This window comes from Streptomyces xylophagus, from assembly GCF_000716435.1.
GTDB lineage: Bacteria > Actinomycetota > Actinomycetes > Streptomycetales > Streptomycetaceae > Streptomyces > Streptomyces xylophagus.
The window spans coordinates 11,650-36,478 of sequence record NZ_JNWO01000030.1 but is presented as its reverse complement, the minus strand read 5'-3'; the positions used below and the strand labels follow the sequence as shown (position 1 = coordinate 36,478).

The 24,829-nt window shown below is 70.7% G+C and carries 13 protein-coding genes and 1 pseudogene; 7 read left to right on the top strand and 7 right to left on the bottom strand.

Annotated elements, in window-relative coordinates; all coding sequences use genetic code 11:
* Window positions 1–65 precede the first annotated feature (65 nt).
* A pseudogene (locus OO70_RS56940) lies at window positions 66–354 on the bottom strand (PIN domain nuclease); the annotation flags it as partial.
* A gap of 677 nt (window positions 355–1,031) precedes the next feature.
* Window positions 1,032–3,143, bottom strand: coding sequence for a LamG domain-containing protein (locus OO70_RS42500; RefSeq protein ID WP_043684272.1), 2,112 nt, complete (start codon window positions 3,141–3,143; stop codon window positions 1,032–1,034).
* A 570-nt stretch (window positions 3,144–3,713) separates the two neighbouring features.
* Between OO70_RS42500 and OO70_RS42495 the strand changes: the two genes are divergently transcribed.
* The gene (locus OO70_RS42495; protein ID WP_234337068.1) at window positions 3,714–5,300 is read left to right on the top strand and encodes a COG1361 family protein; all 1,587 of its coding nucleotides are present in this window, start codon (window positions 3,714–3,716) and stop codon (window positions 5,298–5,300) included.
* An 80-nt stretch (window positions 5,301–5,380) separates the two neighbouring features.
* On the opposite strand, the gene OO70_RS42490 is transcribed toward OO70_RS42495, so the two are convergent.
* On the bottom strand, window positions 5,381–5,950 hold the full coding sequence (locus OO70_RS42490; RefSeq protein ID WP_234337067.1) for a zinc-binding dehydrogenase: 570 nt from the start codon (window positions 5,948–5,950) through the stop codon (window positions 5,381–5,383).
* Between OO70_RS42490 and OO70_RS42485 the strand changes: the two genes are divergently transcribed.
* Window positions 5,949–6,236 (top strand): amidohydrolase family protein, encoded by a 288-nt coding sequence (locus OO70_RS42485; RefSeq protein WP_043684268.1) that lies wholly within the window; start codon window positions 5,949–5,951, stop codon window positions 6,234–6,236. The genes OO70_RS42490 and OO70_RS42485 overlap by 2 nt on opposite strands.
* A gap of 55 nt (window positions 6,237–6,291) precedes the next feature.
* On the opposite strand, the gene OO70_RS42480 is transcribed toward OO70_RS42485, so the two are convergent.
* Window positions 6,292–10,296, bottom strand: coding sequence for a LamG domain-containing protein (locus OO70_RS42480; protein ID WP_043684266.1), 4,005 nt, complete (start codon window positions 10,294–10,296; stop codon window positions 6,292–6,294).
* A 252-nt stretch (window positions 10,297–10,548) separates the two neighbouring features.
* Here OO70_RS42480 and OO70_RS42475 point away from each other — a divergent pair, with 252 nt between their 5' ends.
* The 4 genes from OO70_RS42475 to OO70_RS42460 are packed head-to-tail and all read left to right on the top strand — an operon-like array spanning window position 10,549 to window position 20,332.
* Window positions 10,549–19,179, top strand: a complete 8,631-nt coding sequence (locus OO70_RS42475) for a ricin-type beta-trefoil lectin domain protein (protein WP_158711585.1) — start codon at window positions 10,549–10,551, stop codon at window positions 19,177–19,179.
* An 11-nt stretch (window positions 19,180–19,190) separates the two neighbouring features.
* Complete coding sequence (locus OO70_RS42470) at window positions 19,191–19,598, top strand: hypothetical protein (protein ID WP_043684263.1); 408 nt, start codon at window positions 19,191–19,193, stop codon at window positions 19,596–19,598.
* 4 nt (window positions 19,599–19,602) lie between these two features.
* Window positions 19,603–19,806, top strand: a complete 204-nt coding sequence (locus tag OO70_RS42465) for a hypothetical protein (RefSeq protein WP_043684261.1) — start codon at window positions 19,603–19,605, stop codon at window positions 19,804–19,806.
* A 46-nt stretch (window positions 19,807–19,852) separates the two neighbouring features.
* Window positions 19,853–20,332 carry a hypothetical protein gene (locus OO70_RS42460; RefSeq protein ID WP_043684259.1) on the top strand — a complete coding sequence of 160 codons (480 nt, stop codon included), beginning with the start codon at window positions 19,853–19,855 and terminating at the stop codon, window positions 20,330–20,332.
* 1 nt (window position 20,333) lies between these two features.
* Here the strand turns inward: OO70_RS42460 and OO70_RS42455 are convergent, their stop codons facing one another.
* Window positions 20,334–21,173: an NAD(P)-dependent oxidoreductase gene (locus OO70_RS42455; protein WP_043684257.1), complete on the bottom strand. Its 840-nt coding sequence runs from the start codon at window positions 21,171–21,173 to the stop codon at window positions 20,334–20,336.
* 219 nt (window positions 21,174–21,392) lie between these two features.
* On the opposite strand from OO70_RS42455, the gene OO70_RS42450 reads away from it, so the two are divergent.
* Window positions 21,393–21,917, top strand: a complete 525-nt coding sequence (locus tag OO70_RS42450) for a hypothetical protein (RefSeq protein ID WP_043684255.1) — start codon at window positions 21,393–21,395, stop codon at window positions 21,915–21,917.
* A 295-nt stretch (window positions 21,918–22,212) separates the two neighbouring features.
* On the opposite strand, the gene OO70_RS42445 is transcribed toward OO70_RS42450, so the two are convergent.
* Both OO70_RS42445 and OO70_RS42440 read right to left on the bottom strand, forming a co-directional pair.
* Window positions 22,213–23,658: a GAF domain-containing protein gene (locus OO70_RS42445; RefSeq protein ID WP_043684394.1), complete on the bottom strand. Its 1,446-nt coding sequence runs from the start codon at window positions 23,656–23,658 to the stop codon at window positions 22,213–22,215.
* The gene (locus tag OO70_RS42440) at window positions 23,655–24,695 is read right to left on the bottom strand and encodes a rod shape-determining protein (protein ID WP_043684254.1); all 1,041 of its coding nucleotides are present in this window, start codon (window positions 24,693–24,695) and stop codon (window positions 23,655–23,657) included. Before OO70_RS42440 ends, OO70_RS42445 begins: the two co-directional genes overlap by 4 nt.
* Window positions 24,696–24,829: the final 134 nt, after the last annotated feature.

Here is a 24,829-nt window from a genome sequence, read left to right as displayed (position 1 = left end):
GGGGTGTGGATTCAGGAGTTTGGGCCACGGGGTTGAATCCGCTGCTCGTCGGTGCCGCGCGAGCTCTACTGCCTGAGGTCGATCGTGCGGACCGGCTGGCCTGTTGTGCGGGCGATGGTTTCGAAGTCGCGGTCGTCGTGGAGGAGGGTGAGTCCCGCCTATTCCGCGGCTGCGGGAGCGCCGATAGACGCCGTCGGGTATGGGGCACCAGGGGTAGTGGGCGTCGAGGGCCGTCTTCAAGCAGGTGTGGTCCGTAGCGGAGCGGGCTGAGTAGAGGACTTCCAGTTCGGTGATGTCGCAGATCGCGACGAGGCCGGCGGCGATCCTGTCGTCCCATTCGGCGGTGTTCTGGCGGAGGGGGACGGTCGCCGTGCCCGCGCTCGTGGGGTGGTATGCGCGCTAGTCCAGCAGTAGGCCGATGTCCAGAGCGCCCTCGGCCACCAGTTCGCGGGCCTCGTCGAGTGTCCGCAGGTGCCGGTAGCGGGCCGTGACTTCCCGCGGCGCGGTGTTGGGTGCCGCGGCGGGTGGAGGGCATGGCGGCGTGGGTCCTTGTGCCGGATTACCGGCGGATCGTGGCGGTGCTGGAGTCGGAGGTCGGCCGGGAGGGCATGCGCTGCTGGCAACTGGCCGCAGTCCTGGGGCTGGAGGTCGTCCCGGCGAGGGGGAGGGGCTGCGTCACCTGGTGCGTGACTACGAGACGTTGCCGGCCGGCAGTCAGGCCGGAACCGGCAGTAGCGGCCGCACCACCCGCCACTCCGCCTCCGTTACGTCGGAGCCCTCGGGATGAGGTCCGGCCCGTCCGCCGCGTTGCCGAACCTGTGCGCGAGGCCGTCACAGGACAGGGACGCCGAGTCGGACTCCACACACGCGGACGCGAGAGATCGCGGCAACAGGGCCTCCTGGTGATCGGTTTGGTTCGCAACCCCGAACTACCAAGAGGCCCTGCTGTCATGCATCGGCCCTCACGCGATCACCCGATCACGAACCCTGTTCGACCAGGCCAGTCCCGTGATCGACAAGCGGATGACGTCTCAGCACAGACAAGGATCCGTGCCCAACCCCAGGCCGCGGACGTCGCCGTCCCTCAGCGCGCCGGCGTAGGCCTGTACCTCGTCCACGTCGCCATGCAGGTACTCGCCCCAGCCGTCACCGGACCTGGCCCGGCCGATCTGGAGGGCACCGGTGCTGTGCCAGCCGTTGGGGAGGCTCGCGGTCGCCTGGGCGTTGGTGTAGCCGTCGACGTAGAGCTTGATCGTGTCGGTGGCGTCGTCGTAGACCACGGCGAGGCGATGGCCCTGGCCCTCGCCTCCGTCCGCGCCCACGATCTGGGACACCACCTTCTCGGGGGCTCCGGCCTCGTCCTTCTCCGGCATCACCAGTTGCCAGGTGTACGTGGACGGGTCGTAGCGCACCTTGAAGGCGTCGGTGTGCTCGCCTGCCTGCGAGAGCACGGTCATCGGGTGAGCGGGCTCGGAGTCCGCGAGGCGTACGACGACGCCGAGAGTGAAACTGTCCCCGGTGTCCACGACGGGCCCGTCGGTAGCGGCGTACCCGCTCTCGCCGTCCAGCCGCAGATGCCCGTCGCCGACGAGTGGCGGCGGCACGTAGGTGCAGTCCGGGTCGATGTCCGGGATGCAGGAACTGTCGGAGCCCCGGTAGATCGAAGCCCCCGTGCCGAGCCGCAGCGGCGCGCCGTCCGACTGTTCGGGGCTCACACCGTCCGTCGCGTTCTCCAGCGACCAGTGGCCGAGCAACTTCGGCTTGCGGTACGCCAGTTCGGCTACCTCGTCCGGCACCACGACCCGGTCGTGAACCTGTACGTCACCGATGTCCCCGTGCCACTGGTCCTCATAGCCGGCAACACCGAGGGCGCGCCCGATCTGGAAGGCGCCGGCCGCCTCGGCGGGAGTCGCGTCGGCCGCGGTCCCGGTCTCGTGGCCGTTGACGTACAGCCGTGCCTTTCCGGTCTCGGCGTCGTACAGCCCCAGCAGATGGGTCCACTCGCCGGTCTCGGGGGCGCCGCCGGACACCTGTGCGCCGCCGATCGTGAACGACCAGGTGGGCCCGGAGTCCTGGTGGCGCAGCCCGAGGTCGAAGCCGGGCGCCCCGTCGGCATCCTGACTGAGGACGGTCATGTCCCGGTCGGTTTCGGCGGGCCGTACCCACGCGCTCACCGCGAAGGTCTTACGGAGGTCGGCCGCCGGGGCGTCCGGGGTGAGAAAGCCGTCGCCGCTGCCGTCGAGGCCGACCGTGGCGGTGGCCGTGGTGCCTGTGGGCGCCGGGCCGCCGAAGGTCACCCCGGTCCCGGCACGGGCGGCGGTGCCGGTCTCGGCGCTGGCCGAACTGGAGTCCGCCGGGTCGTCCAGCTTCCAGCGGGCGACGGGAGCGCGGCCGGCCTGCACGTTGAAGTTGTAACGCGACTCACCGCTGCTTCGGCCCGACCGGTCGATCGCGCGGACCGTCAGCGACTTGGGTCCCGCGGAGAGCGGCAGGTACGGAATGGTCACGGCCGCGCCCGGCCGCGCCGCGGAGACGGTGCCGTAAGGGCCGCCCACGAAGCCGTACGTGTACGACACCACGTCGTCGGACGGCGAGTCCATGGTGAAGTGGCCGTAGACGCCCACTCCGTCCACCCAGAACACGTCCTCCGGGGTGGGGTATTCGGGAGAGGTGATCGTCGCCTTCTCCGGGCTCACGTCGTCGTACACGAACGAGCAGACCGAGCCGTCGCCCTCGTCGCTCCACGTGGAGGTCGCCTTGCCGTCGTTCGCGCGGACATGCCAGGAGACGACGGTGTTCGCCGGGATGTCGTTCGGCATCGTCCAGTACTGGCGCAACCCCGAGGAAAGAGTGATCGTGGTGTAGGTGCGCTGCTGTTTCACTCCGGCCGCGTCCGTCCACCAGGCTTCGAACTCGCCACTGAGCGGGCTGGATTCGGAGGGCTGGTTGTCCTCCTCCGGGTCGTACAGCACTGCGCTGAGCCTGGGAGGCGCCGAAACGTATGGCGTGTCGTCACCGGTCGCGCATGCCTTGCCTCCCGACTGGAGGTCTTGGACAAGCGGCTGATTCGGCGGCAGGTTGTCCACCGCGTACGCCGTCCCGGCAGCCGTGGCCAACAGCGCCGCCGCACAGCTCCCCACCACCGTGCGTCTGCGTCTGCCTGTCCTTGTGAACCTGGTCAAGTGGCCCTCCCCTGTGAGTACTTGATGCTCGTGGATCGCACGAGCGCCTGAAGCTAACAGAGACCACTGACAGCACGGAAAGGGTTTCCTGGCCGGCCTGTTCCTCGTTGGAAAAGAAATCCGCTGTGCCTGGTTTCGAGGCCAAGATGGGCATGGATCGAAATGGGCCGCTGAGATCCTCGAAGGACTCATAATCCGTCGGCCGTGGGTTAGAGTCCCACCCGCCTTACCTGTGCAGGTCTTTGACCTGCGGAGACGTTTGTTTTTGGGTGTCGGAGCGTCAACTTTGCCCGAACGGGGTGAATCCGCCCGGTGTGAGCCGTTGGACGTCGAATTCGGGACGCTCGCAGGACACCGGGACGTATTCGGGCGCGGCTGTCCCCGCGTTGGTCTGTGTCGATTCCCGGTGAACTTCTGGCCGTCGGCTGTCGCTGGTTCGGGTGCTCCGGGGAGGTTTCCGGAGCGCAACCCGTCCGTCGGCTGACGGACGCTCGGGCGCAACCTTCCGGTGTTCTGGCGTGTCCACGTAACGTGCTGACGATACGTAGAACATGGCGGACAGCGGCGGCCGCCGCTTTCGCGACCGCCGTTATGGCGGTCGCGACCCCGGCCGCGCACGCCGCCGGAGCGACGCTCGTCCTGGACGCCCAGGAGAACTACTACCTCCCCACCGAGGGCGAGGGCCCGAACCTGGGCCTCGGCATCACCGCCTCGGGCGGGGACGCCCATGACGTCTCGGTCGCGGTCGACGCGTCGTCCCTCGCCGGGAAGGCGACGATGGTGGTCACGGGGGACTGCGTGAGCACCGGCACCCTGAAGGTGAGGTGCGACGTGGGCCCGCTGTCGGGCGGGGAGTCGATCGACCCGTTCTTCCTGAAGCCCACCGCGGCCGCCAAGGCGGGCGACACCGGTGCCATCACCTACACCGCGACCGCCTCCGACGCGGCCACCGTGACGGGGAAGACGGACGTCCTGGTCGGCGGGCCGAAGCTCGTCGCCCGGCCCTACCCGGCGCTGAAGGGCATCGCGCCCGGCGCCGGCTTCGAGCGCACCCCGGCCTTCGCCGACACCGGAACAGCCCCCGCCGACAAGGGCGTCATGCTGCTGGTGCAGGACTCGGAAGGCGTCTCTCTCGCCCGTGACCACTCCAACTGCCACTACGCGGACCGGCCCGACGTCGGTGCCTGGTGCCGGTTCGACACCCCGGTCGCGCCCGGCGCGGCCTACGAGACGGACGCGCCGCTGCGCTACACCGCCGCCAAGGACACGATGTACGGCTACAACAGCTACGTCGTGTGGCCGGTCGGCGGCACCGCGCCCGACTCCTTCCACCCGTCCGACTTCCCCGGGACCGGCACCGGCGCGCCGCTCGGCCTGAAGTCCGTCGCCTCCGGCTCCGGATTCACCGGCTCCGGGTACGGCACCTTCGCCACCACCCAGCACGCCGACTACCAGGCGCTCGGTGACACGGCCGAGGGCAAGGTCGGCAAGACGGTGAGCATCACCCTGGGCGTGCGGAACAACGGGCCGGGCTGGATGAACTTCCGGTGGATGGACGCCGACAACTCCGGCACGTTCGTGGTGACCCCGCCCGCCGGCACCACCATCACCGGCGCCCCCGGCCCCGGCGAACAGGGCGACCCCGGGCCGCGGTGGAACTGCACACCGGGCAAGGCCGGCGCGAAGAGCTACACCTGCGACATCGCCAGCACGGACTTCAAGCCAGGCGACTCCGTGACCCAGGAGTTCACGGTGCGGATCGACCGGGTCGTCCCCGGCGCGACCGGCAGCGTGCGGGCGGTGGAGAACCCCGAGTACCCCAACCGTGACGACGACGCGTCGAACGACACCGCGGCGATCACGGTGAAGGCCACCGGCTCGGCGACGTCCAGCCCGTCACCCAGCGCCTCCGCGTCCCCGTCGGCCACGGCCACCGCGAGCCCGTCCGGCTCCGGGGCGGGAACCAGCGGCGGGACGACGACCGGCGGCGGGCTCGCCGCCACGGGCGCGGACGGAGCCCTGCTGCGCGCGGGCACCGCCGCCCTGCTGGTGGCGGGCGGCGCGCTGGTGTTCCTGGCGGCGCGGAGGTCACGGCGGCAGGGCGTCGGCGGCCGATGAGGCGTTCCGTCACCTCGCGAACCGCAATAGCGAAGATGGGGATTGATCGGCATGGGGCCCGAGTTGAGGGTGGCGGACCCTCAACTCGGGCCCCATGGGCGGACGGTGAGGACCGGCTTGCCCAGGGCGCCGCCCGCCTCGGCGTCCATGTGGGCCTTGGCGACCTCGGCGAGTGGATAGGTGCCGGCGATGTGGGCGCGCGGTCGACCGGAACCGGCGAGCGTGGCGATGCCGGTCATGGCCGCACGCTCGTGCTCGACCACGATGTTCGTGGCCCGGACCCCCAACTCGGCGGCGCGCCGGGTCACTTCGTCGAAGTCGACGGGCAGGCTCGACACCAGGACGCCGCCCGGCCCGAGTGTGTCCAGGGAGCGCAGCCGGTCGGTGCCGCCGACCAGGTCGAGGACCACGTCGAGGACCACGTCGATGTCGCGGGCCTCCTTCGCGATGTCCGCCGCGCGGTCGATGGCCTCGTCCGTGCCCAGGCCCCGTAGGAAGTCGTGCTTGTCGGCGGACGCCGTGCCGATGACGTACGCGCCGCGCGCCTTGGCGACCTGCACCGCCAGATGTCCCACGCCGCCGGCCGCCCCGAGGACCAGCACCCGCCGGCCGGCTCGCAGGGCGGCGGTGTCGACGAGCGTCTGCGTCATGGGGCGGGGGCCGGACGACGCGGACATCGATCCGGCGCACGTGGCGGAGGTGCTGCGCGGGCTCTACTACGAGACGGCCCTGGCCGGAAGTCGCAACTCCCTGCTGCCGACGCTCGAAGTGACCTCGCCCGACCACATCCTGTTCGGCACCGACTGGCCTGCGACTCCGGAGCCCATGGTCGTGCGCAACATCGAGAACCTCACCGGCTTCGACGGCTTCACGGGGGACCAACTCCGGGGCGTGGAACGGGAGAACGCGCTCAGGCTGTTTCCGAGGTTCGCGTGACGCCGGGTGGCGCCCCGCCCCGGCCGAGCCGGAGCGGGGCGCCGTGTCCCGGTGGTCAGTCGAGTTGGGTGACCTTCGGGGTGTCGCCTGCTGACGCGGCGTCTGCCTGGGGCAGGGCCGTGGGGTAGACGCGGATGGTGCTGATCGCTCCGTTGGTGTACTCGCCGTAGGCGCCGGAGGACTGCTTGCGGCCTATCTGTACGGGGCCGGTGGCGTTCCAGGGGGTGTAGGTCCAGTCCTTGGTGCCCGTCAGTCTGCCGTTGACGTACAGGCGGAGCTCCTTGGCGCCGGCGTCGTAGACCCCGACCAGGTGGGTCCACTGGCCCGCGGTCGCCTTGCTGCCGTAGACCGCTCGCCAGGCGGCGGTGGTCGTGTCGGTGCTGTGGCGGCCGAAGGCCCAGACCTGGGCGCCCGCGGAGTAGTACAGCTGGAAGCCGTTGTTCACGGTGCCGTTCTGGGAGAGGAACGTGCTGTTGGTCGTGGTGGAGAGCGAGTTGAGCTTGACCCAGGCGGACACCGTGAAGCTCTTGGACGTGTCCACGGCGGGGCCGCTCGTGGCGCCGTAGCCCGTGGTGCCGGTCAGGTTGAGGGACTTGCCGCGGGTGCTGTCGGTCGTCCAGGAGTAGGCGCCGGACAGGCTCGCGTTCAGGGTGCCTGTGCTGTCGGCGGTGGTGGTGCCGGTGCCTTCGGCGAGCTTCCACCAGTGGGTGGCGGTGTCCGTGACCGAGCCCAGCGAGACCGGGGCGGCGAAGTCGTAGGTGGGCGGGAAGGTGAGGACCGGGCTCTGCCGGTAGTTGTACTCGACGAGTTGGCCGAAGGCGTTCACGGTGTAGAGGTCGGGCATGCCGTCCGGGGCACCGGGGTTGGTGGCGCCGAGGCCGACGGGGCTGTTGACGTCGCCCGGTGAGGCGACCACGGGGTACGCCGTCGGCGGCAGCGTCAGCCGCAGGCCGGTGTGGACGGTGGGGTGGAGCAGCGCCGGGACCAGGGTCGTGGCGTCCACGGTGATCGGGTAGCTGTAGAGCTCGCCGGTCGCCTTGTCGCGTGACCACAGGACCGGCTGGCCCTTGAAGGTGCCCGCGGCGATGAGGGTCTGGCCGGTCCAGTCGCCGTCGCCGAGCAGGATCGGGTTCTTGAGGTGGTAGCCGCCGTCGGACTGGTAGATCCACAGCTCCTTGTTCTCGACGGTGATGACGGCGGGGTAGTCGGTGGTGTTGCCGAACACGTTGCCGGGCGTGATGAGTTGGCTGATGTTCCAGGTGTGGCTGTCGTAGTCGGTGCCGCGGCAGCGGGTGTCGTCCGCGACGATGTCGGAGGTCGCGCAGGCGTCCTTGGTGATGAGGTCGTAGCGCTTGCCGATGAAGCCGCCGAGAGCGGAGTACGGCGCCCTCGGGAAGGACGCGTCGTCCACCGGGTCGAGGTCGTTCTTGACGACGTAGAACTGCTTGGTCGTCGTGTTGTACGCGAAGAGGTCGTCGCCGTTCGCCCCGTGCAGGTTGCCGCGGTGGGCGATCAGGTAGTTGTTCCAGCCGGAGCCGTCCGGTGACTCGTCCTTGGTGGACACGGTGACCGGGCCGTTGACCGGTGGCGCCGTGTCGACCGGACCGGTCTGGACCGGGGCGGCGGCCTGGGCGGGGTCGTGGTCGCCCGGGATCAGGTCGAGGTCGCCCGTCTTCGTGGTCGCGAGCAGGTCGGGCACGCCGTCGCCGGTGATGTCACCGGGCTTGATCGTGGTTGCCGGGTTCCAGGGGACGGTGAAGGTGTAGCCGTAGGGGCTGGTGGAGATGTTGCCCGCCTTGTCGACGCCGGCCACGTACAGCGTGTGCACGCCCCAGTCGCGGATCGGGACGGGGATCGTGGCGGTGGACCTGCCCTGGCTGTCGGTGCCGGTGGCGTCGACGCTCTGGCCGTCTGCCGCGGTGGGCGGGGAGTCGAGCTGCCACAGGAAGGAGGCGATGCCGCTGGACTTGCAGGGGCCGGGGTCGCAGCTGTCGTCGCTCGCCGGGCTGTCGGCGTCGGCCACGGTGAAGGGGGTGGTCTTGCCGGGACCCGCGGTGACCACCGGGTCCGCGGTTCCCGAACCGACCGGTGGGAAGGACGAGTTGCCGGTCACCTCCGGGGTCGGCGGGGCCGTGAAGTCGGTGGTGAACCAGCAGTGGTCGGACTTCCCGGAGGTCAGGTCGGAGGTCGAGTCGTCCTCGGCGTAGACGTCCCAGCCGTACTGGTGGCCGTCCTTCAGCGTGGCGCCGATCTTCATCGCCGCGTCGGTGCCGGAGGCCAGGAACGCGCTGTCCGGGGTGGACACGGACGCGCCGCTGCCGTCGCCGTCGGGGTCGACCGTGCGGTCCCAGACGTAGTAGTGCGCCTTGACGTTCTCGCCGGACATCTGGGTGGTGACGGTCGAGTGCAGGGTGATGTTGCTGCCCGCGTCCGAGTAGGTGGTGGCGCCGATCCAGCCCGGGCCGCTGGTGGTGCAGGCGGCCGAGGCGCCGGTGGCGGTCGGGGTGATGCCCAGGTCGGTCGGTACGGCGGGCGGGATGTCGAACTCGGTGGTGAGCGTCAGCGAGGTCGACATGCGCAGATAGTCGTCGTTGCCGGAGGTCTGCGACTCGTTGCCGTACAGGCCGATCGTCCAGGTGTTGGGGGCCGCGCCGAAGGTGCCGTCCGCGTCGTAGCCGTCGCCGTCCTGGTCGGCGATCCTCTGGGCCTGCTTCCGCACGTGGAAGATGGCGGTGCTGTTGCCGCACGAGCTGCCGGAGTTGAAGCCGCTGGGCACGGTGTCGGTCACCGGATCGAAGGCGCTGTCGTGGGTGCCGGGCCGCGACAGCCAGTCGGTGCTCGCACTGATCGCGTTCACGGTGTGGAGCGTGATCGGCTGGTTGTGCGTGCAGTCGTAACTGGCCGCGAACTTGGTGGAGACGGTCACGTAGGCGTCGGAGACGACGAACGACGGATGCAGTTTGCTGGTGTCGATCGCCCAGTACGACCGCTCCAGGCCGTTGCCGCAGGCGCCGCCCCACTGCTGGTAGCCCACGCCCTGGCCGTTGGTCTGCGCCTTGTCGTACTGCGGCGCGTTGTCGCAGGTCGAGCTGGAGTAGATCTCGGTGTAGTGGCCGGCCGTGGAGGAGGCCGGATTGGTGTACGGGTCGATGTACACCGGGAACCGGGTGTCCGGGTCGGTGAGCATGCCGGCGTCCGGGGTCAGCGTCACGGCCTTGCTCGTGGCGGCCATGGCGACCGGGACGGTGGTGGCGCCGGGGCCCGGACCGCCCACGGAGGACGTCTGGCCCGGGGCCTGGCCGTCCGGCTGGCCGGCGGGCGCGGTGCTGCCGGAGTCCCACATCAGCGGCTGGGGGCTGGTGTAGGCCAGGTCGCCGTCGGAGGCCGTGGCGCTCAGTGTGTCCGCGTCGGTGGTCGCCAGGGTGAGGCCGTGGGTCGTGGCGGCCAGCGCGAGATTCTTCAGCCGGGGGTCGGCCGCCGCGGCGGCGGAGCGCACGATCAGGACGTCGCTGAAGCCGCCCTGCTCGGTGACGGACACCGACAGGTCCACGCCGGGCAGCACCGACGGGTACAGCGCGGTGTCGCCGCCGACGCTCGGCGCGGGCAGGGTGAACGGCAGGGTCAGGCTCATGCCGGGCCCGTCGGCGTGGGTGAGGGTGACCAGGGGTCCGGTGCCGCCGCCGGAGAGGGTGACGCCGTTCGGGGTGGCCCTGGGCGCGAAGCCGCCGTGGGCGTCGGCGACCAGGGTGGCGTCCAGCGGGGTCCAGACGCCGTCCTTGAGGACCCGGGTCGGCAGGACGCTGGTGGTGTTGGCGAAGGAGCCGTCCGGCAGGGCCTCGGTGGTGGAGTCCTGCGTCGTCAACGCGTCCACCGGGACGGACTTCCCGCCTGCCATGGCCTGTGCCTGCGCGGCCAGCAGCGGATCCGGCGCGGCGGCCGCGGCGTCGGCGGCGGCGGGCAGCACCGGCAGGGCCGTCAACAGGCCCAGGGCGGTGGCCAGTACGGCCAGTCGGCGGGCGGGGACGGCGCGTCTGCGGCCGCCGGATATCGGTGGTCTCACGGGCGGGCTTCCTTCGGGTCGGGTGGGCCTCGGGCGGCAAACGGCGCCTGGTCAGGGCCGGTTGTCGGACGGCACTGATCATTTCGGCACAGAAACTGCACAGGATTTGTCAAGTAAAGGCACGGTCTTTCCATGGAAAGCGCAAAGGGTCTTGAGCCGTGATCATGGCGGTACTTAGCCTCCGCTGGATCACTCACCCGTGTGGTCAGACGATGTGACGGCCCACCAAGGCCGTGCTCCGGGGGGTTGCACGTGAGTGGCAGACGACGCTGGTTCGCGGGCGTGTGGCATCGAAGATTCCTTGGCGGGCTCGGTCTGTGGGCCGTTCCCGTCGCCCTCTTCGCGCTGCTCCTGCCGGTCGTCGTCGCCACCGGGTTCGGCACCCCCGGCTTCCTCCCCGGCCACTCCGACGACCCCGCCTTCGGCCATCACGGTGGCTTCGCGTTCGACGGCACGGTGTGGAAGCCGAAGAAGCTCCCGGCCACCCCGGCCGTGGGCGCGCACCTCCTCCAGCCGAAGGCGTCCGCGCACCCCAAGGGGTACAAGGCGCTGGGGACTTACCGGGCACGGGCGGCGCAGTGGCCCAAGGCCGGTACGGCCACCGTCGCCCTGGGCGGCCACGGCACCGCGAAGCCCGTCAGGGCCGGCGACCTGCCGGTCTGGGTCGCGCCCGCGGGCAAGGGGACCGACGCCGGCGAGCTACGCGTACAGACCGCGTCCCACGCCCAGACCCTCAAGGCCGGGGCCAACGGCATGCTGTTGGGCATCACCCCGTCCACCACGGCGTCCGCGCACGGCAAGGTGAAGGTGGTCGTCGACTACGCGTCGATCGCCAAGGCGTACGGCGGCGGTTACGGTTCGCGGCTGCGGCTCGTCCGGCTGCCGGGCTGCGCGCTGACCACGCCGGAACGGCCGGAGTGCCAGAAGGGCACCCCCGTCGACTTCACCAACCGCGCCGGCGCCGAGCAGCTGACGGCGACGCTCACCCTGGGCCAGGCGGCCAAGAGCGCGACCACGACGCCGACTTCACCCTCGCCCTCCGCGTCCGCGTCACCCACTTCGTCGCCCTCGTCACCCTCTTCGTCCCCCTCGCCCTCCGGCGACACGACCGGCCCGCAGACCATGTCGGAGCGCACCGCCCCGCTCACCGCGACCGCCGCCGCGGACACCACCGCACTGGCCGTCACCTCCGGCACCTCCGGCTCCCAGGGCGACTACGGCGCCACCGCGCTCTCGGCCGCCGGCACCTGGCAGGCCTCCGCGACCGGCTCGTTCACCTACGCCTACCCGGTCTCCGTCCCGGCCGCGATCGGCGGCAACGCACCCTCCGTAGGCCTGAGTTACGACTCGCAGTCCGTCGACGGCGAGACCACCGCCCGCAACTCCCAGTCCTCCTGGGTCGGAGACGGCTGGAGCTACCAGGTCGGCTCGGTGGAGCGGAGCTACCGCAGCTGCGGCTCGCTCCTCGACTCCGACGGCAAGAAGATCCTCAAGGGTTCCGGCGACGAGTGCTGGGGCGGAGACAACGCCACGCTGTCCTTCGGCTCGCACTCCGGTGTGCTGGTGCCCGACGGCGTGGACGCGGGCGTCACCGGCGAGATCGAGCAGTGGCGGCTGCAGGGCGACGACGGCACCGTCGTACAGGAGTTGTCCGGAGCCGCCAACGGGCTGCACGACGGCGTCTACTACCGGGTCCTGACCACCGACGGCACCGCGGCCTACTTCGGCGCCGACCACGCGCCGAGCGGCCCCGGCACCGGCGCGACCATGTCCGCGAACCCCGCCGACGACTCCACGCACTCCGCGTGGGGCGTGCCGGTGCTGCACCCGCGCTCCTCGGACCCCTGCAACACCAGCGCCAAGGGCAAGGCCTCCCAGTGCGACAAGCCCGAGGGCTGGCGCTGGAACCTCGACTTCGTGGTGTCACCGACCGGGTTCGTGCAGCGCTACGACTACACCACCGACTCCAACTACTACGACCTCGGCGGCGGCCAGGCGGGCGAGACCGACGACCCGGACGACACCGGCACCCTCACCTCGTACACCCGGGGCGGCGCGCTCACGCTGATCTCGTACGGCTACACGCTCGCCGACGAGAAGGCAGGCCGTACCCCCGCGGCCGAGGTGGACTTCGGCCTGGCACAGCGCTGCCAGACCACCTCCTCCTTCACCGACTGCTCGGCCGGCAACCTCAAGGACTCGACCGCCACGCACTGGCCGGACGTGCCCTGGGACCTCCACTGCGACGCGACCGACAAGACCAAACTCCCGGACGGCGCCACCAAGGTGCCCGACGACGTGTGCGTCACGTCGGGCCCCAGCTTCTGGACCACCACCCGCCTCGACTCCATCACCACCAAGGTCCATGTGAAGGCGACCGACCAGCTCACCGCGGTCGACTCCTACAAGCTGGGCCAGGTCTACTCGGACGCGGGCGGCACCGTCGACCCGGTCAGCGGCACCACGGTGGACCCGAAGGACGCCGGGATGCTCCAGGCCGTGATGTGGCTGCAGTCCGTCAAGCACACCGGCAAGGACACCTACGACAACGGCAACGACGACATCGCCCTGAACCAGGTGTCGTTCACCGGCACCGAGATCGACAACCGGGTGAACGACGACAACCCGGCCGCCCCGCCGCTGTACCGGCCGCGCATATCCAGCGTCCAGACCGAGACCGGCGAGTCGATCGCCGTCGAGTACAACTCGGCGCCCTGCGCGGGCAAGACGCTGTCGATCGCCCACGCGGACAGCAACACGAACTCCTGCTACCCCGTCTACTGGAGCGTCCCCGGCGCCTCCAAGCCGATCGCGGACTGGTTCAACAAGGTCACCGTCGACAGCGTGGCCGTCTCCGACCTGACGATCGCCGGCCAGTACAAGCCGGACGCGCAGAACAACCCGGCGGGCTCGGAGACCCAGGTCTCCCACTACAGCTACGCGGGCCCGGCCTGGCACCGCGACGACTCGGCGCTGACCGACGACCAGTACCGGACCTGGGACCAGTTCCGCGGCTTCCGCACGGTCACCGTGCAGACCGGTCAGGCACCCGAGCCGGTCACCCAGCAGACCACCACCTACCTCCAGGGCATGGACGGCGACCACCTGGCCGACGGCACCCGCCGCTCCGTCACCGTCGACGCCAAGGCCGGCGGCAGCACCGTGCTGAGCGTCGCCGACGCCGACCAGCTCGCCGGCACCACGCTCGAGGACGACACCTACACCCAGGCGGGCGGCACGGTCGACGCGGTCAGCGTCAACGGCCCGTTCGCCTTCGCCACCAGCGCCTCGGCCAAACAGTCGCCCTGGACGGACTGGACCCAGGAGGACAACCCCGGCGACACGAAGCCGGCCCTGTCCACCCTGCCCGACCTCACCGCGCACCGGATCTCCACCAGCAGCTCACGGGAGTACGAGCGCCTGGCCGACGGCAGTTGGCGGCACACGACGACCGACACGTCGTACGACAGCCAGGGCCGGATCTCCACCGTCAACGGGCACGGTGACGGCACCGATCCGAACCAGGAGAAGTGCGCCACCACGACCTACGCGAGCCCGCCCGCGTCGAACTCGATGATGCTGTCCTACGCGGACCGGGTCACCTCGGTCATCGGCTCCTGCGGAACCGCGGTCGGTGCGAGCAGCCTGCTGACGGACAAGAAGATGTACTACGCGGGCGACGGCACCCTCTCCGGCCTCGGCACCTTCGGCCAGGTCACCGCCACCGGGCAGGTCACCGGCACCCAGACCGCCACCGGCTTCACCGGCTCCACGGAGAACTGGCAGACGACGTCCGCCATGGACTACGACGGCGCCGGCCGTGTCACCGACGCCTACGACGCCACCGGGCAGAAGACCCACACCGACTTCGCCCCGCCGTGGAACGACTCCGGGAACAACACCAATGCCACCGGCAAGACCTCGACCAACAGCCAGGGCTGGAAGGTGAGTTCGACCCTCGACGCACTGCGCGGACTGACCCTGGAGAGCGTCGACGCCAACGGCCGCACGACCGACATGACGTACGACGCGCTCGGCCGGCGCACCGCCGTATGGCTGCCGGGCCGGGACAAGTCGTCCGGTCAGAGCGCGGACGAGACCTTCGCGTACGCGATCGACCCCGGTGCCGTCCCCGCCCCCGGCGACACGATCACCCAGCCGGGCGCCCCGACCTCGGTCACCTCGAAGACGCTGCGCGAGGACGGCACGTACGCCACCTCGATCACCCTCTACGACGGGATGCTCCAGCCGCGCCAGACCCAGTCCACCGCGATGGGCGACTCCGACTCGGGCCGGATCATCTCGGACACCTTCTACGACTCGCACGGCTGGCAGACCGCGTCGTACGCCGGCTACTCGGACCCGGCCAACTCCCCGTCCGCCACTCTGTACGCGGCGAACGAGAACCAGATCCCGTCCGAGACCACCACGACGTACGACGGCGAGGGCCGCCCGCTGCGGCAGACCCTGTGGCACCAGGCCGTCGAGCAGTGGCACAGCTCCAACAGCTACCCGGGCGCCGACGAGGTCGACACCACGGCGCCTGCGGGCGGCCGGTCCACGGCCACCTTCTCCAACGCCGTCGGCCAGACCACCAGCACCGTCGTGAAGAACACCGGCTCCACGGCCACCCTCACCGGCGGCTCGGTGATCCCCTCGGGCACCTCCCTGACCTCCGACAGCGTGCGGCTGACGATGCAGGCCGACGGCAACCTGGTGCTCTCCGCGCTGGCGACCGGCAAGACCCTCTGGTCCTCCGGCACGAGCGGGAACACGGGCGCCTGGGCGAAGTTCGGCACGGACGGCAACCTCGCCGTCTACAGCACGGCGGTCGCCCAACTGTGGACCACCGGCCTGACCGCGACCACCGGCGCCACCTTCCAGGTGCGCAACGACTCCACGGCGGCCGTCGTCTCCTCCGGCGGCTCGGTGCTGTGGAAGCAGGGCACGGCGGGCGCCGTCCCGGCGGCCGACTCCACCACCCGCTACACCTACACGCCCGCCGGGCAGATCGACACGGTCAAGGACAGCGCGGGCAACTCCTGGTCGTACAAGTACAACGCGCTCGGCCAGAAGACCTCGCAGACCGACCCGAACGCCGGAAAGACCACGTTCGACAAGTACGACCTGGCCGGCAACCTGCTCCAGTCCACCGACCCGCGCGGCCAGGCCCTCTCCTTCACCTACGACTGGGACAACCGCCCCACCGCCGAGTACGCGGCCGCCTGGTCGGCGAGCCCGGACCCGACGAAGCTGCTCGCCTCCCGGGTCTACGACACCCTGGAGAAGGGCTACCAGACCTCCGCGACCCGCTATGTCGGCGGCGCCTCGGGCAAGGCCTACACCCAGACGGTCACCGGCTACAACACCGCCTACCAGCCGCTGGGCACCACCCTGACGATCCCGGCCGCCGAGGGCTTCGCCGCGGCAGGCCAGACCAGCGCGCCCACGTCCGGCACGGTCACCTACACCTCTTCGTCCCGTTACACCCCGAACGTCGGTCTGCTGTCCACCACGCACTACCAGGCGGACGGCAACCTGCCCGCCGAGGACATCGACTACGGCTACACCCAGCAGGGCAACCTCGACGGCATCGGCGGCTTCATCAGCTCCGCCAACACGCCCGCCTATGTGGACACCACCGTCCACGACGCGTTCGGACGCGTCCTGCAGACCAACTACGGGCCGACCGGCAAGGAGCTGGCGACCTTCGCCCAGTACGACGGCACGACCGGACGGGTCACGCAGACGTCGAGCATGCTGCAGACGTCCACGACCGCCCTGGACGTCGTCAACCTCCGCTACAACCAGGCCGGCGAAGTCACCGCGATCGACGACCTGCAGAACAACACCACGCACGACACCCAGTGCTTCACCTACGACTCCTTCCAGCGGCTGACCGCCGCCTGGACGGACACCGCGGGCATCACCGACCCGAACGCCGCGACGGTCGGCGCCGTCGGCGGCTGCACCACGGCCAGGGTGCAGACCGGCACCACATCCCCGATCAAGACATCCACGGTCGGCGGTCCCGCCCCGTACTGGCAGACCTACACCTACGACCAACTCGGCGACCGCACCGGCACGGTCACCCACGACACCACCGGCAACGCCCTCAACGACACGACGCAGAGCATCAGTTACCCCGGCACCGACGGCACGACGCCGACCACCCTGCCCGACCAGGCAGGCGCGGCCACTCTCGCCAACCCGGGCACCGGCACCGCGACCACCACCCCGACGTACACCGATCCCGCCTACGCCAACGTCAACGCGGGCGACACCATCAGCCGCAAGGTGACCTCCACCGGCCCGCTGTCCACCGCGTTCACGATCTCCGGCGGCGGCAAGCGGTGCGTCGAGGACGCGGGCGGGTCGACCACCGCCGGCGCCAAGGTGCAGATCGCCACGTGTGGCACGGCCACCAGCCAGAAGTGGACCATCGGCACCGACGGCACGGTCAAGGTCCTCGGCCTGTGCCTGGACACCACCGGCAACGCGACCACCACGGGCACCCTCGTGGTGATCGACACCTGCAAGACGGACGCCACCCAGAAGTGGAAGGTCACCACCACCGGCACCCTGGTCTCGGCCGCGAACAGCGCGGTCTGCCTGACCGACCCGGCGGCCTCCGCCACCGCCGGCACCCAGCTCACCCTCGCCACCTGCGGCGGCAGCGGCCAGACCTGGACCGGCGCCGCCACCGGCGCGATACCGGCGGGCCAGAGCCAGACCTTCACCTACGACGCCGAGGGCCGTACCGCCACCATCGCCACGACCTCCGGTACCCACACCAACACCAGCAAGTACCTGTACGACGCGTCGGGCGACCTGCTGGAACAGACCGCCGCCGTCGACGGCACCGACAAGACCCGCATCCTGTACCTCTTCGGCGGTGCCGAGCAGATCACGCTCAACGTCTCCGCCAAGACCTGGACCGGCCTGCGCAACATCACCGGCCCCGACGGCACGACGGTCACCCGCTCCAGCAGCGGCTCGGTCAGCTACCAGATCGCCAACGGCCAGGGCACCTCCACCACCGCGATCGACGCCTCCGCCCTGACCGTCACCCGCCGCGCCTACGACCCCTGGGGCAACCCGCGCGGCACGAAGCCGAGTTCATGGGTGGCACCGGACGAGAACCAGGGCTTCCTGGGCCAACCGGCCGACGCCACAACGGGTCTCAACGTGCTCGGTGCTCGTGACTACGACCCCGTGACCGGCCGCTTCCTCACCCCCGACCCGATGTTCGAACCCAACGACCCCAACCAGATGGGCGGTTACACCTACGCGGGTGACAACCCGTCGACCGGGGCGGACCCGAGCGGTCTGATGCTGGTGAACGACGGCGGCGGGGGAGCCGGCTGCGACGCCAAGTGCGCTTCCGCCAACGACAAGGCGGCCGCCGACACCAGCACCTCCAGCGGTCAGAAGAAGCACCACAGCGGAGGCTGCCACGGCTTCTTCGGCTGCGCCGGGCACTACTTCAAGAAGGCCCTGCCCGTGGTCGCGACCGTGGTCACGGTGGTCGTCGTGGTGGTCGCCGTCGCGGTGGTCGTCTCGGCCTGCGCCGGAACCGTGGTCGCCGCGCCCGCCTGCGTACTCGGCGCGGCCGAGGGCGCCGGAATGATCGGCGGCATGTTCGGCGGCGACTGCGCGGCCATGGGCTGTGGCGGAGCTGGCGGATTCGCCGCGGAGGAGGGCGACTCACCGCCCGCCGGAGGCGGCGGCGACGCGGCCCCCAAGGCCGCAGCGGAACCGGCCCCGCACGACGGCTCCGGCAGCTCCGGCGGCTCGGGCGACGCGGCGGGCGCGGCCAGCGCGGGCAAGGACGCCACGAGCGACGCGGCCGGCAAGAACGCGGCCGAGCCGAAGGAGTCCGACGTCCAGCAGGACGCGGCGGCCGCACGGAAGGCATCGGCGTCCTCGGACGCCCCGGGCACGGGCAACTCGGGGACCGAGGAGGCCACCTCGTGCAGCTTCTCGCCGAAGACGCCCGTCCTGATGGCCGGCGGCACGACCAAGGCGATCGCCGCTATCAAGACCGGTGACAAGGTCGAGTCCGCCGACGCCGGTACCGGCAGGCACTCCGGCACCCGCGAGGTCGTCGCGACGCTCGTCCACCGCGACAGCGACCTGATCGACGTCATTGTGAGCCTGGGCCACGGCCGTACGGCGACCCTGCACACGACCTCGAAGCATCCCTTCTGGGACGTCACCCTGCACACCTGGGTACCGGCGGGCAGGCTTGCGCCGGGACACGCGCTCACGGCGGAGGACGGTCACAGCGTTCTGATCGCCGGGGTGCGGGCGACGGCGGGCACGGCCTACCGGTACAACCTGACGGTTCGTGAGCTGCACACGTACTACGTGGTCGCGGGCGGGGTGCCGATCCTCGTCCACAACGTCTGCGGCTCGAAGATCGAGGACGGCGATCATCTCGTGCTGGGAGTGAACGGTCCGCACAAAATCGGGGACAACCTCGCTAAATCGCTCAACGAGCAGGACGGTGGAAATCGCTTCACGCTCAACCGCAAGAAGCCGTGGGGCGATGTGAGCGACCTCAATGAAAGGCCGAACTGGATGAACGCGGTCCCGGACGCCGCGAACAACCCGCGCGTGCGGATCACGTTCAGTCTGGACGGTCTGCTCGACAAGGAGGGCAATGAGTTCGGGTCCGCGCAGGAGGCGTTCGACGGAACGCTGCCACGCGGCCGGGCGCTTGCCGGCGCCAACTGGCGGCAGGCGCAGAAGAGTGGAAACCAGACGGCCTGGGAGCTCGGAGTGGTGGCCCGTTCGGTTATTCTGGGGCGCCGGGAGTGGTCGTCAATTGAATGGTATTGGGGCGGGGAAAGTGTTCAGCTGGACGATCCTGGCTGGTAGGAGTGACAGGCATGGCTGAGTTCGTCAGATCGGGCCGGGCGTTCCAGATCTGGAACTACGACCCTTCGCACCGGCAGCTGATCATCAGAAGCGATCCGTCCCGGCTGGACGGCACGACAACTCGCGTGGAAGTGTATTTCGGCCACGTCGAATTCATGCTCGTACGGCCGACTTACCATTCGCTTCGTGTCCGTCTGGCTCCTCCTGTAGAATTCCGGAGAATCTCTGAGTTCGCCGGAATTCCGGCGGAGGACTCCGATTCGACATATCTGATCGATCCCGAGGGAATGAGCTTTGTGGTCTCCGGGCGGCCGTCCTGGCGGGAAGCCGTGCGACGGAGAAATGATCCCGCGCTCTTCGATTTCTCGGAGGAATGGCCGCCGAGTTACGAAGCGCAGTGGGGGAGTGTGGAGGAGTGACGTCATGGCGTACCTGATCATCGGCTTGGTGGCCGTCCTCGCCGGTATCCGCGCCCTCGGGCTGCGGCGCAGGCAGTTGAGCGCGGCCGCGGCGCCGTCGTCGTCGGTGATCCTGCGGCCGGCGGTGCTGGCCGGTCTCGCCGGGCTGGCCTTCGCGGGCGGGGTCTTTCTGCTGTTGGGCGGGATCCTGGTGCTGGCCCAGGGCTGACCGCCCCGGGGTGAACAGGCGCCGCGGCACACCCGTACCCCCTGTCGTGACCCACCAGACACCGCAGTCATCACCCCGAGCCCACGCCGCCCGCCTGCGCCGAAGCGCCGCACTCGCCCTGCTCCCGCTGGCCGTGGCCTGCGGCGGGGGCGAGGATGTCGCGGAGGAGAAACGCAAGTCGGCCGGGACCTCGGTGACCGCTGCGCCCGAAGCCGGCGTCGTCGCCCCCGCCAAGGTCGAGGTGATCGCCGGCCTGACCGGCTGCACCGCCGAGATCCGGATCGAGGCGGAGGAACTGCGCGAGGGCCAGTGCCGGACAGGGCAGGGCGAGTACCGGATCACCACGTTCCCCGAGGAGCGGTTCAAGGAGACCTGGCTCGACACCGCTTCGATGTACGGCGGCAAGTACCTCGTCGGCACCCGCTGGGTCGTCAGCGCGTCGCCGGAGCTGTTGGAGGGGTTCCGCTCCCGACTCGGCGGAACCGTACGGGAGTTGCGTCCCGTCGCGCCCACGACGGCGCCCTGAGTCACCCCTCCGTGCGGAGGTGGGCCAGCACCTCCTCCACCGGCAGGTCGAAGCGGTCCTTGTCGTCGTTCCACCGGCGCAGCACCGTCGCCGCGCCCTCCGCGAGGGCCGGCGGCAGGCCCGCCGCGCGCAGGGTGTCCGCGATCTCCTCCAGCTCCGGCGCCCAGCGCCACGCGCGGGCGGCGACGCTGGGCAGCTGGTCCGTCTCCGCGAGGATGTTGGACGTCAACGAGCCTGCCTCGCGGGCCAGTTCGGCCGCCACGCCGTGGCTCGCGGCGAGGGCGTGCGACACGGCGGCCAGGGCGCGGGCCGACTTCTGGTACGAGGCGTAGGCCATCTTCAGCGCCGACGCGGCACCGATCTCCGCGTCGAGGGGGCGGGCCAGGACCTGGGTGTCCTCGAACACCCCTGCCACGCGGGCGACTTCCTTCGCGTCGCCGCTCAGATAGAGGCGCGGGGCGCTGCCCGGTCCCGGCGGGCCGCCGACGATCGAGCCGTCCAGCATCGGTACGCCGCGCTCCACGCACGCCGCCGCGATGCGCCTCGTACGGTCCGGACTGATGGCGTTGGCCTCCACGTACACACCCCGGAAAGGGCGCGCGAGAACCTCGTGCGCCACGTCCTCCGCCGCGTGCGGCGGGCAGACTGACAACACGAAGTCGCTTGCCTCCAGGGCTGATTCGAGGGACTCGGCCGCCTCCAGGCCTGCCTCCCGGGCCCGTTGGAGGCTGGCGGCGCTGCGGCCGGTGGGGACGTACAGCACCCGGGCACCCGCAAGTGCCGCCTGGCCGCCGACTTTCGCGCCCATGGCGCCGGGATGCAGAAGCGTCAACGTGGTCATGGGTCTCACGTTAGGCGGGGACCGTCACCGGCCCCGGGCCGCGGTGCCGACAACCAAGCGCGAGCCATGACTTCCCCTCCGTCGGTCCCTGCGTACTGAAACATTCAACAAAGGGATCTTCGGGACCGGCAAAGGGCTCTACCCGCATAGATGATCCCGGTGCTGTCATGCTCACGACCGCCCGGAATTCCTGCCGGGCATCGCTCCGGGAGAACCCCCATGCCCCACATATCCCGCTCCCTGGTCACCGCCCTCTCCTCCCTCGCGCTCGCCGCCGCCGGCCTCACGGTGGCCGCCGGCACCGCGCACGCGCAGAGCTGCAGCCAGGACTACCTCCCGCTCCCCGACCCCAGTTGTCAGCCCGGGGACTTCAACCCGGACGTCACCCAGTCCACCATCGACACCACCATCTGCGTCTCCGGGTGGACCGCGACCGTCCGGCCCTCCAGCTCCTACACCACCGCGCTGAAGAAGAAGCAGATCGTCGAGTACGGCTACACGGACACCAGCACCTCCGACTACGAGGAGGACCACTTCCTCCCCCTCGAACTCGGCGGCGCCCCCAAGAGCGCACTCAACCTCTGGCCCGAGCCGGAGTACGGCACCAAGACCGCCGCCAACAAGGACACCGTCGAGAACAAGCTCAAGAAGGCCGTCTGCGCCGGCACCGTCACGCTCTCCGACGCCCAGGACGCGATCCTCACCGACTGGACGACCGCGCTGTCGGACCTCGGCCTGAGCTGACCCTCTCGCCCGACTCAGGGGCCGGTCTCCTCCCTCGGGAGGAGCCGGCCCCTTGTCGCTCCTTCCCGGGAGGCAGGCCAAGTGCCTCCGCAAGGGCGATGTTCTTGAGCGTCGCGAGGAAGAGTGTGGGGCATAGGAGAGGGGCATAGGAGATATGAGCCTCGGGAGGGCGCCATGAACCGACAGATCCGTGTTCGCGTGATTCGCCGGCCCGCCGCGCCCCGCGACGACACCATCGACCGCAGGACGCCCTCGGGCCGGATCCTGCCGTACTGACGCCTCGTCGGCCCCGCTCTCACAGGGGCGACTGCCAACTCACCGTCGTGCCATGACTATTGCCGCTGTCGTCACCGGTGCCTCCGTCGTCGTACACCTTCAGTCGTACGGCGTCCCGGCCGTCCGGCAACGGCGTCGTCACGTCGACCGTGATCTCCAGGCGGGAGACGCCGGGGCGGCGGGACGCGGCGGTGAGGGCGCGGCGGAGGGTGGTGAGGAGTGGGGCCGTCACCTGGTCGGGGACGAGGGTGTCCACCGGGCCCTTGAAGCGGGTCGAGGGCTGGAAGCCGAGCACGGCCGACGCGCCGGCCGTCTCCCGAAGTACCTTGCCGCGGAAGGTCGTTGGGGCCTCGGCCGGTGGCTGTTGCAGGGCGAAGATCGCCGTGCGGACCTCCTGGATGGTCGACTGGAGTTCGTCGACGGCGCGGCCGAGGAGTGCGTGGGCCGGGTCGGTCGTGCCGGCTCTGCGCTGTGTGGATTCCAGCAACATGCCGGTGGCGAACAGGCGTTGGACCACCAGGTCGTGCAGATCGCGGGCGATGCGGTCGCGGTCCTCGTAGACCGCGAGGCGTTCGCGGCTGTGCTGGGCGTCGGCCAGGACCAGGGCGAGGGCGGCCTGGGAGGCGAACTGCGTCGCCAGCAGACGTTCTACGGCCGTGTAGGGGCGGTCGCCCGGGCGGCGCGGGAGGGCGAGCGTGCCGATGAGGCGGCCCTCGGCCTGGAGCGGCAGCATCATGCTGGGGCCGAACCGGTGCCGTACATGCGTCGTCATGCGCGGGTCGGTCGCCGAGTCGTCGATGAACACCGGTTCGCCGCCCAGGAGTTGGACGAGGACGGGGCTGCCGGGCTCGATGGTCGTACCGACGATGTCGCCGGGGTCCTCGTAGGTGGACGCGGTGACGATCTCCATGCCGCCCGCCTCGGTGCGCTGCAGGATCACGCCCGCGGCGGCGTCGGCGAGGGCCCGGGCGCCCTCCGCGACCGTCGCCAGCGCGTCGGCCGCCGTCTCGCCGGTGAGCAGGGCGGTGGTGACGGCCGCCGCGCCCTCGATCCAGCGTTCGCGCTGCCGGGCCGTCTCGTACAGGCGGGCGTTGCCGATCGCGATGCCGGCCTGGGCGGCGAGGACGCGCAGGAGCTGCTCGTCCTCGGCGGTGAAGGGGGCGTCGTGTCGTTTCCCGGCGAGGTGGAGGTGGCCGAAGACCTCGTCGTGGACGTGGATCGGGACGCTCAGGGCGCCGGGGGACGGGGGCGCGACCGCGCTCGTGCGGATCTCGGTGAGGCCGTCCTGCCCGGGGTCCGTCGTCCCGAGCGCCGCGTACCGCGCGCCGGTCAGCTCGGCCGCGCCGTCCACGATGTGCTGGAGCGTGGTGCGCAGTTCGAGCTCGGAACCGACGCTCAGGACGGCTTCGAGGAGGCGGGAGAGATCGGGGGCGCCGTCACTCGCCTCGGCCGGTTCCGGGCTCAGGTGGTCGCCAGCGGGTCCAGGACCAGCGGCTCGATCTTGCCCTCCAGCATGTAACCCAGGCCCTGTACGGCGCACACGTCCGGCCGCTCCGCGATGTGCACCGGCATGCCGGTCGCCGCGCGCAGCATCTGGTCGAGGCCGGGGAGCAGGGCGCTGCCGCCGACCATCATGATGCCGCGGTCGACGAGGTCGGCCACCAGGTCGGGCGGGCAGTTGCGCAGCACCCGGCCGATACCGTCGAGCACGGCGGTCAGCGGCGTCTCGATCGCGTCCCGTACGGCCGCGGTGTCGACCTGCACGGAACGGGCGAGGCCGGTCGCCACGTCCCGCCCGTGGATCTCGGTCAGGGCCGGGCCGTGCGGGGTGAGTCCGTTGCCGGACAGCGCGAGCTGGAGCGGGCGTACGGACTGGCTGGGGAGCATCAACTCGTGCTCGTGGCGCAGGTGTTGCACGATCGCGTGGTCCACGGCCTCGCCGCCGACCGGGATGCGTTCGGCGGTGACGATGGAGCCGAGGGAGAGGACGGCGACCTGGGTCGCGGCGGCCCCGCACACCATGATCATGGTGGCCTCGGGCCGCTCGACGGGGAGCCCGCACCCCACGGCGGCCGCGATCAGCGTGTCGACCAACTCCACCCGGCGCGCGCCGAGCCCGACCAGCGTCTCGATCGCGGCCCGCTGGGCCAGCGGATCGGCGTCGTGCGGGGTGCAGGCGGCGGCCCGCAGCCGGGGCTTGCGGCGCAACGCGCGGCGGACCTTGTCGCCGATCAGATGCCGCAGCATGCGCTGCGCCATCTCGATGTCGACGACGGTCCCACCGGAGACCGGTCGCACGACCCGGATGTAGTCGGGCGTACGGCCCGTCATCTTCTCCGCGAACTCTCCTACGGCGATCAGCGCGCCGGTCCGCGTGTTCACGGCGGCGGCGGACGGCTGGTCGACGACGAGCCCGGCGCCCTTGACGTAGACGCGGGTGCGGGCCGCGCCCAGGTCGACGGCGAAATGGCAGCGTCGCAACTGCTCCAGACTGACGGTCATGGCAGGGTCTCCCGAGAACGCGGACCGGGGCGTCGCCGGGTGGCGGGCCTCTTTCGCATCGTGCGGGGGTGGGGGAGCGGGCGCGCCTTGTGGTGGGCCGGGCGGGGTGCCGCTAAATGGGGGTATTTGTCTGT